This window comes from Sphingobacterium sp. GQ94, assembly GCF_059758715.1.
In genome coordinates this window covers 135,883-149,373 of sequence record NZ_JCAXEC010000003.1, presented here as the reverse complement: position 1 = coordinate 149,373, position 13,491 = coordinate 135,883, and the positions used below count along the sequence as shown (strand labels likewise).

Annotated in this window: 9 protein-coding genes and 5 tRNA genes; 4 read left to right on the top strand and 10 right to left on the bottom strand. The window is 37.2% G+C overall.

Going from position 1 to position 13,491, the window contains the following annotated elements; genetic code table 11:
• Window positions 1-5: 5 nt before the first annotated feature.
• The 6 genes from AC6CHH_RS04095 to AC6CHH_RS04070 all read right to left on the bottom strand — a co-directional run bounded on the left by AC6CHH_RS04095 (window position 6) and on the right by AC6CHH_RS04070 (window position 1,967).
• Window positions 6-76 (bottom strand) — tRNA-Trp (locus AC6CHH_RS04095).
• Window positions 77-236: 160 nt separating this feature from the next.
• Window positions 237-1,424: an elongation factor Tu gene (tuf, locus tag AC6CHH_RS04090; protein ID WP_498280006.1), complete on the bottom strand. Its 1,188-nt coding sequence runs from the start codon at window positions 1,422-1,424 to the stop codon at window positions 237-239.
• Between the two features lie 72 nt (window positions 1,425-1,496).
• A tRNA-Thr gene (locus AC6CHH_RS04085) sits at window positions 1,497-1,568 on the bottom strand.
• A gap of 88 nt (window positions 1,569-1,656) precedes the next feature.
• Window positions 1,657-1,729: transfer RNA gene (locus AC6CHH_RS04080), tRNA-Gly, on the bottom strand.
• A 57-nt stretch (window positions 1,730-1,786) separates the two neighbouring features.
• Window positions 1,787-1,870 (bottom strand) — tRNA-Tyr (locus tag AC6CHH_RS04075).
• 24 nt (window positions 1,871-1,894) lie between these two features.
• A tRNA-Thr gene (locus tag AC6CHH_RS04070) sits at window positions 1,895-1,967 on the bottom strand.
• A gap of 289 nt (window positions 1,968-2,256) precedes the next feature.
• Between AC6CHH_RS04070 and AC6CHH_RS04065 the strand changes: the two genes are divergently transcribed.
• Window positions 2,257-3,426: a BamA/TamA family outer membrane protein gene (locus AC6CHH_RS04065; protein ID WP_498280004.1), complete on the top strand. Its 1,170-nt coding sequence runs from the start codon at window positions 2,257-2,259 to the stop codon at window positions 3,424-3,426.
• Between the two features lie 271 nt (window positions 3,427-3,697).
• Here the strand turns inward: AC6CHH_RS04065 and AC6CHH_RS04060 are convergent, their stop codons facing one another.
• From AC6CHH_RS04060 to AC6CHH_RS04045, 4 genes are all read right to left on the bottom strand, one after another.
• Entirely contained in the window at window positions 3,698-4,171 is a 474-nt protein-coding gene (locus AC6CHH_RS04060; RefSeq protein WP_498280002.1) for a hypothetical protein, read from the bottom strand.
• A gap of 64 nt (window positions 4,172-4,235) precedes the next feature.
• Complete coding sequence (locus AC6CHH_RS04055; protein ID WP_498280000.1) at window positions 4,236-5,555, bottom strand: sensor histidine kinase; 1,320 nt, start codon at window positions 5,553-5,555, stop codon at window positions 4,236-4,238.
• Window positions 5,556-5,558: 3 nt separating this feature from the next.
• Window positions 5,559-6,917: a sigma-54-dependent transcriptional regulator gene (locus AC6CHH_RS04050; protein ID WP_498279998.1), complete on the bottom strand. Its 1,359-nt coding sequence runs from the start codon at window positions 6,915-6,917 to the stop codon at window positions 5,559-5,561.
• 15 nt (window positions 6,918-6,932) lie between these two features.
• On the bottom strand, window positions 6,933-8,237 hold the full coding sequence (locus tag AC6CHH_RS04045) for a TolC family protein (protein WP_498279996.1): 1,305 nt from the start codon (window positions 8,235-8,237) through the stop codon (window positions 6,933-6,935).
• Between the two features lie 491 nt (window positions 8,238-8,728).
• Here AC6CHH_RS04045 and AC6CHH_RS04040 point away from each other — a divergent pair, with 491 nt between their 5' ends.
• The 3 genes from AC6CHH_RS04040 to AC6CHH_RS04030 all read left to right on the top strand — a co-directional run bounded on the left by AC6CHH_RS04040 (window position 8,729) and on the right by AC6CHH_RS04030 (window position 13,459).
• On the top strand, window positions 8,729-9,982 hold the full coding sequence (locus tag AC6CHH_RS04040; RefSeq protein ID WP_498279994.1) for an efflux RND transporter periplasmic adaptor subunit: 1,254 nt from the start codon (window positions 8,729-8,731) through the stop codon (window positions 9,980-9,982).
• 332 nt (window positions 9,983-10,314) lie between these two features.
• Window positions 10,315-10,995, top strand: a complete 681-nt coding sequence (locus AC6CHH_RS04035; protein WP_498279992.1) for an ABC transporter ATP-binding protein — start codon at window positions 10,315-10,317, stop codon at window positions 10,993-10,995.
• Between the two features lie 79 nt (window positions 10,996-11,074).
• Window positions 11,075-13,459, top strand: coding sequence for an ABC transporter permease (locus tag AC6CHH_RS04030; protein WP_498279990.1), 2,385 nt, complete (start codon window positions 11,075-11,077; stop codon window positions 13,457-13,459).
• The last annotated feature ends 32 nt before the right edge of the window (window positions 13,460-13,491 follow it).

Below are 13,491 nucleotides of genomic sequence, written 5' to 3'. Positions count from 1 at the left end.
ATTTGCACGGGCACCAGGACTCGAACCCAGATCAAAGGTTTTGGAGACCTCTATTCTACCATTGAACTATGCCCGTGTAGATTATGTTTTGATGTTGCAAATATAGCTTTTCAGGCGCATTACAACAAATTTTATTTCATTTTTATTGCTAAAAAAGCAACCTGTATTGTTAGAAAAAATAAGCTAATCAGCCTGAGCCAATTAGCTTATTTTTTTATTTAAATAATCGATATAGATTACTTAACAATTTCAGTTACCTGACCAGCACCTACTGTACGACCACCCTCACGGATAGCGAAACGTAGACCTTTTTCCATTGCAATAGCGTTAATCAATTTAACAGAGATTGTAACGTTATCACCTGGCATAACCATTTCAGTACCTTCTTCTAACGAGATTTCTCCAGTTACGTCTGTAGTACGGAAATAAAATTGAGGACGGTATTTGTTGAAGAAAGGAGTGTGACGTCCACCTTCAGCTTTTGATAATACGTAAACCTCAGCTTTGAAGTCTGTGTGAGGAGTTACTGAACCTGGTTTACAGATAACCATACCACGACGGATATCAGTTTTCTCAATACCACGTAACAATAAACCTACGTTATCACCCGCTTCACCGTAATCCAAAATTTTACGGAACATCTCAACTCCAGTTACTGTAGATTTTAAGTTCTCAGCACCCATACCTAAGATTTCCACTTGGTCTCCAGAGTTGATTACACCTCTTTCAATACGACCAGTTGCTACTGTACCACGACCAGTGATCGAGAATACATCTTCTACAGGCATTAAGAAAGGTAATTCAGTCAAACGTGGAGGAATTGGAATATTGTTATCAACAGCATCCATTAATTCCATGATAGAATTAACCCATTGCTCTTCTCCATTTAATGCACCTAATGCAGAACCTTTGATTACTGGAATATCGTCACCAGGGAATTCGTAGAATGATAATAATTCACGAACTTCCATTTCAACTAAGTCTAATAATTCAGAGTCGTCAACTAAGTCAACTTTGTTCAAGAAAACTACTAATGCAGGAACACCTACCTGACGAGCCAATAGAATGTGCTCACGAGTTTGAGGCATAGGACCATCAGTAGCCGCAACTACGATAATAGCACCATCCATCTGTGCAGCACCAGTTACCATGTTTTTCACGTAATCGGCGTGACCTGGACAGTCAACGTGTGCATAGTGACGGTTCGCTGTTGAATACTCAACGTGTGAAGTATTAATTGTAATACCACGTTCTTTTTCTTCAGGAGCAGAGTCAATTGAATCAAATGAACGAACTTCTGATAAACCTTTATCAGCTAATACTTTCGTGATAGCAGCTGTTGTAGTGGTTTTACCGTGGTCAACGTGACCGATAGTACCAATGTTTAAGTGGGGTTTACTACGGTCAAATTTCTCTTTTGCCATGTTTATGCGAATTAGTAATTATAAATATTTCTTTTAATTAATCTTACAAAGTTAATAAAACTTATGTATTCGAGCCAAAGATGGGATTTGAACCCACGACCTCTTCCTTACCAAGGAAGTGCTCTACCCCTGAGCTACTTCGGCTTACAAAAAGTTTATTTACAGATATAAGTCCCTACCCTTCAAATAATTTACTAAAGAAGACAGAGACTTAGATTTGTTTTATAAATTGAGCGGAAGACGAGGTTCGAACTCGCGACCTATAGCTTGGAAGGCTATCGCTCTACCAACTGAGCTACTTCCGCTTTTCATGTTTACCACTCGAGACTGTCAAATAAACGACAGAAGGTATACATTTGGTATGGTGGAGGGAGAAGGATTCGAACCTTCGAAGCCGAAGCAACGGATTTACAGTCCGTCCCATTTAACCACTCTGGAACCCCTCCATACCAGCAACTTACGTTGCTTTGAGCCTCCTATCGGAATCGAACCAATGACCTACTGATTACAAGTCAGTTGCTCTACCAGCTGAGCTAAGGAGGCGTGTATAAATTTAATAAAACTTTCTGTTTAAAGAACGTCTATCTTTTAGATAGCGAGTGCAAAAATCTAATATTTATCTGATATTCGCAAGTTTTATTTTTATTTTTTTTTACTTAAAGAACTCTTCAAAACTTTCTTCTTAAATATCCCGTTTTGATGATGCAAAGATAGTGACTAGACGCACATATCAAAAATATTTATCCTTTTTTTTTGATGCTGAAAACCATATCATTGATATGCAAGTAAATAATTTTCATTTTTCAATCCTGAATAAGCTCTATATTTGCGTATGTCGAATTTAAATATCATCAAAAAACATCTTAAAGCTTGCCTGGTTTTGGTTATCCTAGGATTTTCAGGACAACCACTGCGCGCCCAAGAGAATACGAATTTTATAAAAAAGCTTATAAAAAAATTCGTTTCCGCAGAGACTGACTCTTCCCGATCGGCTAGTTTTGTCGTTTTACCGGCAGTAGGTTTTGCTCAAGAAACAGGTCTGGAATATGGGATTGCTGGAACTTATAACTTCTATATTGATAAAGATAATCTTGAAAGCAGAACCTCTAATGTAACATTAATTGGCACCTTAACCACAAAAAAGCAAAAGAATATCAAATTAACTTCTGATGTGTGGACCAAAAACAATAACTACCATATCATGACCGAATTAAGGTATCGTGATTGGCCGTTCAATTTTTATGGAATCGGCAATGAAACATGGAAAAAAGACGAAGATTATCTAGATCAAAAGCTGTATCGCATTAAAATCGACGGCGAGAAAAAAATTGCCCATAATTTATATGCAGGGGTAAATTTGAATTACGACAATTTTGAATTTCATGATAAAGAATCTGGAGGAATTTTTGATACCCCGGAAATTCTTGGGAAATCTGGCGGTCAATATTTAGCCCTGGGTATTTCTACTTTATATGATACCAGGAACAATACCACTTATACAACCAAAGGGTTCTATGCCCGAGCGAAATACGCATACGCTCCCAATTTTTTTACTGAGGAAGATTTTACAGGAAGTCAAATCGAGGTGGATTTAAGAGGATTTTACCCTCTTAGCAAAAAACTAAGTATAGCCGCACAAGGTTTATACAAGGGGAGCTATGGGAAAAATGTTCCGTTTTATGTGCTACGAGATCTAGGAGGTGATATGACAATGCGCGGATATTATCTGGGGAGATATAAAGATAAAAATTACCTCACTGCTCAAGCTGAAATTAGGTATAGGTTTCACCCAAGAGTAGGTATAACAGGTTTTGCCGGAACCGGAAGCACCTTCTCCAAAGAAATCAGCATGCGTTTATTACCTTCCTATGGTGCAGGTTTAAGATATTTCTTTAGCTTAGAACATAATAGCAGTATACGATTTGATTACTCCTTTGGGGAACAACGATCAGGTGAAAAAAAACAATCGGGATTTTATCTGAGCATAAGTGAGGCCTTCTAAATAATTTTATTCAGTAAAAAGTGACATCATAATCACCACTAATCAGGTTTAATGCAAGTAGATATGGAAAAACGAATATTATTTATCCGAATTACCCGAGGGTTGTTGTTCATACCATCAGTTATTGCCATATGGTGGCTAAAAGAGTACAAAGATTACGGGCAATATGGAATGATTATCTTTTGGTGTTTATTTGTGTACTATAATTTTCTTTTGAGAAAAAAAGTGGCACCACCCAAAAAAGCTTAACATCAATTATTATTCAATGGTACTACTTCGTGTACCGCAATAAAAAATCTTGCTTATATTGTCCCTCTCGGTGCAAAACTACTCCGAAATGGAATAGATTGATGGAGACAATCACACGTGGATCGTTGATCATGGATTTCCAGAATTTCCGATGAGCTAATGTATAGGGTTCATGAAGAATAACCAATTGACCTTCTTTTACTGCGCTTAACACCGCTTCAAGATCTACCTCCTGAGCCTCACGAATCCAGCTTGCAACCGAAGGTGTGTGACTTAAACCCTTCTCTAACTTGGTAGCCGATAAATAAATAAGTATTTTATTTAATACAGTTTTATATTTAGGATTAAAACCGACCGGGAAATTAACTGGATCTCTTTTTATATTCTCTCGATTATAAATGGCCTGATCAGCCAGAGCATATACAAAAGGGGAATGCGTGCCATGCCGGCTATTTGCACAAAAAAAATGCTGAATATAAGAAAATATATACCACATGGTTTTGCAAAAATAACAGACTTTACAATAGGAACAGTACAGATGCACAGATTTTTTTTGAATCCTAAAACTGTAGCGTGAATATACTACCCTTTCCCTCCACGCTATCAACAAACAAATTCCCGTTATGCAAAAGCATAATCTGCTTACTTAGGGTTAACCCTACCCCTGTTCCGGTTTTTTTTGTGGTAAAAAAGGGCGTAAAAATCTGTTCTTGAATTTCCTGAGACATCCCAACGCCATTATCCTGTATTTTAATTTGAATATGGTCTTTAGCCTCAATTGCAGATAAACTAATATAGGGTTCTTTTTCTTCTTTGACGGCCTCAATAGCGTTCAACAACAAATTGATAATCACTTGTTCGAGCAGGTTGATATCAGCTTGTAATATTAGCCTCGTGTTTTTAATGATGAGGTCTACATCAATATTTTTTTGTAATAAAGTAGGTTCTAAAAGTTGATAGATGTTCTCAAATAATTGAACGACATGAATATCTCCAAATTCAGGTTGATCAACCTTATTAATCAATCGGTAACTTTTTGCGAACTGCAACAATCCTTCACTCCTGCGTTTAATTGTGAAAATTCCGACTTTCAAATCGTCAACATCTCGTTTTCCATCCCAATGCTCCAATCGGCTATGCAGCGTTTCTGCCAAAGAACTAATAGGCCCAATAGAATTCATTATTTCATGAGTGAGTACACGAAGGAGTTTGTGCCAAGCCCTTGTTTCTGCCTCATCAATAGCCTCGTTTATATTTTGGTATACCACGATTCTAAATTCACCGTCTAGTGTTTCAAAACCAGAGCTCTGCATTAAAAGTTTTATTTTCCCTTTACTAGAATGGGCTGTTTCAATTTGGTGCTTACCGACCTTCAATTGCATAGTCTTTTCATACAAATCGGGATGTCTTTTTTGCATGCCGGCAATATTGCCCAAATGAGGGACTTGGAAAAGTTCCTTAAATGCGTCATTTAACCACATTACCTTGCCTGAATCTGCATTGTAGAATAAAATAGCTGTATCCAGCATGTTAATTACCTTGTTAAGATATTGATGCTGTAAAGCCTGATCTTTACTAAGATGCCTAAAAACTTCATTTATTTGATTGAAAGCGTTAAACAACTGTCCCTCAGCAGATTTCTCTCGCTTTATGACAAAACGTCTGGTAAAATCTCTATATTTAACCGCTTCCGAAAATTCCAGAAGTTGCACAATCAAAATTCGGTGACTTGAATAAAATCTATAGGCAAATACAAGTAGGAATATTAATAGAAGACAGGCATAGGCATAGAACTTACTAAACGCCAAATAAGCAACTGCAACGGCCAAAACCATTAGCCATACCGTCTTAATAAAATCGGTTAAAACTAACCTATTCATGGATTATAAATTATATTTTTCCAATCTCCTATATAATGCCGCTCTGGTTAGCCCCAATTCCTTTGCCGCTTTACTGATGTTTCCATTATAGCGTTCGATAGCCGACTTTATCGTCTTTCGCTCCATTTCTTCTAGGTTATGTGAGTTGGAAAACTCTGATGCGGATGGTAATTCTATGAGTTGTTGTTCAATTGGAGAGAATAAAATATCAGAAGCTCGAATACTTTGATGTTCTGCCATGATGATCGCCCTCTCTATACTATATTGCAATTCACGGACATTACCAGGGAAATGATACGCTTTTAATTTGTTCAATGCATCATTTTCAAAGCCGGAAATATTCTTGTGGTATTTGTTATTATAAAAACTTAAAAAATGAATCGCTAATAGAGGAATGTCCTCCGATCGTTCTCTCAAGGGAGGTACCTGGATCTCCAATGTATTTATTCTGTATACTAAATCCTTTCTAAATCTATTCTCATCAGCTAAGACTTTTAACGGAACATTGGTTGCGCTTATCAACCGGATGTCCACAGGAATAGCTTGGCTAGATCCCAACGGAACGACAGCCCTATTTTGCAATACGCTTAATAGTTTGGCTTGTTGTTGCAAACTGATATTCCCAATCTCGTCGAGAAACAAAGTTCCTCCACTGGCATGCTCAAAACGACCCTTTCTATCTTCCCTTGCATCGGTAAAAGCGCCCTTTTTGTAGCCAAACAACTCGCTTTCAAACAAAGTTTCGGTTAATGAACCTACGTCAACTTTTACGAAAGCTTGATTCACTCTAAGTGAACGTTGGTGAATTGCATTTGCGATCAGATCCTTACCCGTACCGTTCTCTCCAAGAATTAATATGTTTGCCTCTGTCGGGGAAACTTTGTCCAATTTGTATTGTAAATCCTCCATAATACCGGATCGGCCAATAATTCCATGCTGCTCACTAAGCGATGAAGTGATTTTAGGTTTCAGAACTTCCTTGTTTTGAGAACAAATTCCCTCTATTGTATTTAGTACTTGTTCGTTTTGCCAAGGTTTAACAATAAAGTCTGATGCCCCTTGTTTCAACGATCTAACAGCGAGATCTACAGCTCCATAAGCGGTAATCATAACCACGTGAACTGCAGGAAAAAGAGATTTGATTTTTGAAAGCCAGAACAAACCCTCATTACCCGTGTTGATAGTGCTTTTGAAATTCATATCCAGTAAAACAATATCAACAGAATTTTTATCCAGAATATTCATTAATTTTTCCGGATTGTGCTCCACCAGTACCTCTTTGACATTCGGTCTAAGAAGTATGCGAGTAGCGGTTAATAAATCTTGGTCGTCATCTACAATTAAAATTGTCGCTTTCTTCATGCCTTGCTAAGATAGTTATAAATCTAAAGAACCTGCGTAGTAATCGTTGATATATTTTTGCATCAACCATTCATATTGTCTTATAATTAATTGACTTCTTGCATGATCTAATTTGTTTTTTGCGCTCAAATAGAGAACAGAATTTGTACTACCTTGCTCATAAAGTACAGTTGCAATTCGAAATGCCTCTTTATAACTTATTTCCTGATCACGAAGATTCTTCACATGGGCTTGGTTTACTTTCAAATCGAAAACTGCCTGCGCCGTTTCCATGCGTAGTTGGTTGCTTAAGATTTCTTTATTAAAGTTAGCCTCTTGCAAACCAATTTTTGCTAAGCGGGTATTCGTACGAATTTTAAAAGCATTAAAAATTGGAATAGATAGCGTAATCCCCACCCCTTTATTCAAATTATTCTTTAGTTGATTAAAATAATTTCCGTTTGCTTTACTGTAATTGGAACTTAATCCACCTCTGAGGGATAAGGAAGGAAAATAATCTGCCTTAGCGATTTTTATATTTTCTTCCATCTCCTTAATCCTCCATTCCATAGCTTTATACTGAGGGAGTGTGAGCTGAGATTGTTCAAACAGTGCTTCCGCAGAAAGCGTATTTACCTCGCTTGGCATACCCAGCAATTCGATACTCGGTAATTGATGCACATTCATGTTCAAAAGACCTGCCAACATTATCCGGGCATTATTTAAGGCTTGTTTTGTAAGCTCAAGTTCATTAAGTTCACTGCTATACTGACCCCTCAAATCGTAAAGATCTCCAGGGGCAATAGCTCCCTCCTTGTTCATCACTTCGCTTCTGTGCAACTGCTCTTTGGTGACGCTCAACCTGCTTTCAGTCTGCTTCAACATATCCTGAGCGGTAAGAAGTTTCAGATAAGCTTCAATAACATCCAATTTTAATGTATTTCTTAATCCTTCATATTCTAGCTTTCCAGCCTCGCGAGCATTTGACTTCATACGGACATCATGAAGAATAGAAAAACCATTGAATATTGGAACATTTAAGTTCAGGGACCCACTCCCTGAACTATTGTTCTCATCTATATATTGATTGGTTGTCGGATTTATTGATCTACCTTGGGATAAATCATGCGATAAATTACCATTAAGTGTTGGTAAACGATTGTTTTTAGCTTGTTTATATGTCAAATCAGCTCTGCTTACAGAGAGCTCATCTCGCATCAAGGTAGGGTTGTTTTTGATGGCTAGTCGAATACAATCGGATAAGGACAGGATACTATCCTGCCCTCTCACCGTATTAACTAAACAACAAACAAATATTAAAACGAATAGGTAACTTCTCATGAATGAATATTTACTTCTGCTTTTCATAGGCTGTGCCAATTATACAATAACCTGTATTTCAGCTATTTTAGTTATTATAGATTAGCTCATCTGTTCGAAGGTGAACATTAAAGTGTTCGATTGCGAACAGATGGAAGAGTTAATTTGGACAGCCTACAAAAACTGACTGATTTGTGCTTGAGTCAAGCAAATTATACTGCATTATAAGTTTAAAAAGGTTAAAAACACCCATAGTCAGCCCTAGACTACAACATTCAATGTCTTATAAAAAAAGGCCGCAGTGTCAGACATTGGGTACACTAAAAAGTGGGCATGAACACCTATATGGCAATTTCATACATCGGAAGCACATTATGTACGGCATCGCACAATTACTGTTCAGTATCGAACAGTATATTAGCACCTTCATACAATATGCACCTATATATCAGGTGTTTATAAATTTGGCACAACCTTGTATGTACTCATTTCAAAATTGAATAAAAACGTACATGGACAGACCGATTAAACAAAAGAAATGGAATTCAAAGCGTATCCTTACAATAGCCGGTATTTTGGCAATTGTGGCGTTGATTGGCGCCAGCTATTATTACACGAGCGGCAACAGCAAATTGAATGTGGAAGCCGAACGTATTTCTATTTTTGAAGTAAAGGAAGATACATTTCAAGAGTTTATACCCATAAACGGTACAGTCTTACCAATCAGCAGTATTTATTTAGATGCTTCTGTTGGCGGCCGTGTAGAAGAAAAATTCGTCGAAGATGGGGCGCACCTTCACAAAGGAGATCCAATTATGAGATTATCTAATACCGATATGGAACTCGATTTAATCCAGCAGGAAACGCAAGTCCTAAATCTATTAACACAGGCACAAATTGCCCAAACGAGTGCCCAACAGGTGTCTATTAATAACAAGAATCAAATGGCTGATGTGGAACAAGCATATAAAGAAGCTGAACGCATTTATACCCTGAACAAAAAATTATTGCAAGAGAAAGCTATTGGTTCTCAAGAATATCAAAAATCGTTGAATGAATATAATTACCAGAAAGAACGTAAAAATCTAACCAAACAAATTTTAAAACAGGATGAGATATCAACGAATCAAAAACTAGGTCAAGATAGGGAGACCTACAAACGTACCCAAGATGCTTTAGAGCTAATGAGACAAAAAGTCGGTGATTTAATTTTACGTGCTCCTGTAGATGGTCAGTTAACCTCATTCGACGCAGAAATTGGGCAGAGCAAAAATCCGGGAGAAAGACTAGGACAAATAGACGTCCTCACCGGGTTTAAAGTTCGCGCAGATATCGATGAACATTATATCAACCGCATCTTTCCAGATTTAAAAGGACAATTTACTATAGCTAATAAAACATACGATCTGCAAATTAAAAAGGTCTATTCCCAAGTTAAAGATGGTCGATTCCAAGTCGATATGGAGTTTATTGGTGAACGCCCCCAAAGCATCCGACGTGGACAAACCTTAACTATTCGTTTAGCTTTAAGTGAGCAAACCAAAGCAATTTTATTAGCGAAGGGCGGGTTTTATCAACAGACTGCGGGCAATTGGATTTTTAAATTGGATAAAAATGGAAAAACAGCTTATCGTACAGATATACAGCTAGGAAGACAAAATCCTGAATTCTATGAAGTTACATCTGGCCTAAAACCTGGAGATAAGGTAGTTGTGTCAAGCTATGAAACTTATGATAAGATTCAGGAACTAAATATTAAAAATTAGAGTAGAAGTCGATGCCGCTGCTATATTTTATTGAATTCCCTAGTAGCGGTCTTCGGCCATTTTAGAAAAAAAAATGATCTATCAGAACTTCAAATTTGTAATCAGATTCTTAATCGAGGATAAAATCTATAATTTTATTAATTTTTGAATCAATATAATTGGGTTCATATAGGAATTGCTATAACTGCCTTAATTTTCCGATGGTTTGCACAGGGGTATCAATCAATAATGACAATTATTAACAAAAAAATATATACACCGTTAAATCCAACAAAAACACTAAAAAACGAATAAATCTCTCTATAAAAAAGACTACACTTTAAAATTACATCATGATAAAAATAACCAATCTACAAAAATTTTACCGTACTGAAGAAGTAGAAACTGTCGCGTTAAATAATGTGAATATTCATGTCAAAGAGGGGGAATTTGTGGCGGTGATGGGGCCATCCGGTTGTGGGAAATCCACCTTATTAAATATTGTTGGTCTACTTGATGATTTGGATGAAGGGAGCTATCTTTTCAATAGCATTGAAGTAGCCCAGTTCAAAGAAAATAAACGTTCCGACTTGCGTAAACATAATATTGGATTTGTATTTCAGAGCTTCAATTTAATCGATGAACTTACCGTTTTTGAAAATGTGGAACTTCCATTGGTATATACCAATGTTCCAGCCGCAGAACGCAAACGTCGGGTGGAAGAAGTATTAGAAAAAGTACAAATCATGCATAGGAGGAACCACTTCCCTCAACAGTTATCTGGGGGTCAACAGCAACGTGTTGCAGTAGCTCGTGCTGTTGTAAATAACCCAAAACTCATTTTAGCCGATGAGCCGACAGGAAATTTGGACTCTAGCAATGGAAATGAAGTCATGCACCTGCTCACAGAGCTCAATGAAGCCGGCACAACTATCGTCATGGTTACACACTCTGAATACGATGCAAAATTCGCCGACAGGGTAATCAGAATGCTAGATGGTCAAGTAATTATGGAGACCTCAACCGTGATGTAGTATTTGCGACAATTATTCAGGCAAGGGAAATAAAAATTATACTTAAATAACGCACAGTATACCGTTTAATACGCATCATATGTTAAGCAATTTTTTTAAAATAGCATGGAGAAACCTCAAGAAGAATAAAGGGTTTACGGCCATTAATATTATCGGTTTAGCGATTGGAATGGCCACCGCGATGTTGATTATGCTGTGGGTAAAAAGCGAAATGTCTTTTGATCGATTTTTTGAAAAGACAGACCAACTGTATCTTGTCGGAAATAAAGATAAATGGAATAATAAAGTTGAAGTCTGGTTTTCTACGCCCAAACCAATGGCCCAGGCAATTAAAACAGAATTTCCTGAGGTTAAAAACGTAACCAGAGTAAATTCTGCGGATAACATCCTACTCTCAGTAGGAGAAAAGAAAATAAACGGAATTTCTGGAGTATTTGCTGATTCTACCTTCATGGAGATGTTTAAACTCCCATTAGTCGCGGGCAATTCACAACAAGCATTAAGGAACCCTACAGAAATTATTTTGACAGAAACCTTGGCTAAAAACCTTTATGAGGACACTCAGGTTGTCGGAAAAACCATTAAAATTGGCAATACCGATATTTTTACAGTCGGTGCAGTCATAAAAGATATCCCTAGCAACTCCTTTTTAAATAGAACCCAATATATTTTGCCATGGCGTTATATGGAACAAAAGGGAAATTCTGATGAGAATTGGAATAACAATTCGATCTCTACCTACATTGAAGTTGAACCTTCTACCAATATAGAAAATTTACAGAGGAGCTTCAAGGGGCTCACAAAAAGACATATTGAAACCAACGAGGAAAACGTCTTAAAGCCAATATCCGAAACCTGGTTATATAATAACTACGAAGATGGTAAAGTCGTAGGGGGCCGAATAGAAATGGTTCGTGTATTTACGGTTATTGCTGCTTTCATCTTGCTAATCGCTTGTATTAATTTCATGAACCTCAGCACGGCTCAAAGCGAAAAAAGAGCCAAAGAAGTAGGGGTAAGAAAAGTTATTGGCGCTAAAAGATCGTCTTTGATTGGGCAATTTCTCACCGAGTCAGTACTCATTGCCTTTGTTTCAGGGATACTAGCCATAGTGATCGTTCTCATAAGCTTACCCGCATATAGTAATCTTGTTGATCGTACCTTATCCATTGATTTTGGCAATCCATATTTTTGGTTAATCTTTTTGGGCTTTATTCTGCTTACTGGAATATTGGCTGGAAGTTATCCAGCTTTCTTTCTATCCTCCTTTAAACCAATAAAAGTATTAAAGGGAAAATTACAACATCTAAAAACCAACTTTAGTACAAGAAAAGTACTTGTTATAACACAATTCAGCATTGCCGTATTGTTGATTATTAGCACCCTGGTGATGAGACGGCAGATTCAGTTCGCTCAAGACCGAGAAATCGGGTATAACAAAGAAAGATTAATTTACCTAACTGAACAAGGACAGATTGCCTCCAATGCAACCCTTATTAAAAAAGCATTATTGCAGCAAGGAATTGCAAGTTCCGTTACACGAACCATGACTCCTTTAACGAAAAATTGGAGCACAAGCACGGGTTTCGAATGGGAAGGTAAAACAGAAAATAACAGCATTATTTTCAACAGATCGACTGCTGATGATAAATTAGTAGAAACAGCTGGATTAACCCTAGTTTCAGGCAGAGATTTCGATCTTTCCGTTTATCCAACGGACTCCTCAGCAGTAATTTTAAATGAATCTGCCGTAAAAGCCATGGGATTTAAGGATCCGATTGGTAAAATCATCAAAGATATGGGTATTGACTGGCATGTGATAGGAGTTGTCAAAGATTTTATTCAAGAATCACCCTACGATCCGATCAATCCATTGGTTATCGAGGGAGCAACTGGCATTGTAAATTTCTCGAAAATAATACCTTACCATACCATGCATATTAAATTCAACAGTAATTTAAGCACGCGTGAGGCATTAGCTAAAACGGAGAAAATATTCAAAGAATACAACTCGGAATATCCTTTCGATTATAAATTTATAGATGAAGAATATGCGCTAAAATTTGATGAATCTCAAAAAACGAGCAGTTTAGCAACGCTTTTCGCATGCCTTACGATCTTTATTTCCTGCTTAGGTTTATTCGGACTTGCCGCCTTTATGGCTGAGAAAAGAATCAAAGAAATTGGGATTCGGAAAGTCTTGGGTGCATCAGTCTTTAGTTTGGCAAAAATGCTTTCTACCGAATTTCTAATTCTGGTAGCGATATCTTGTTTAATCGCATTTCCTTTAGCTTATTGGGCAATGGACAGTTTCCTTACAAAATACGTCTATAGAATAGTTATCAGCTGGGATATATTCCTGATCGCGGGTTTAAGCGCAATCATAACAACTATTTTGACGGTAAGTTACCAATCAATCAAGGCTGCAATTGCTAAACCTGTGAACAGCTTACGGGATGAATGATTGGGGTCATAACCTGAATAAAAAGAGTAAAA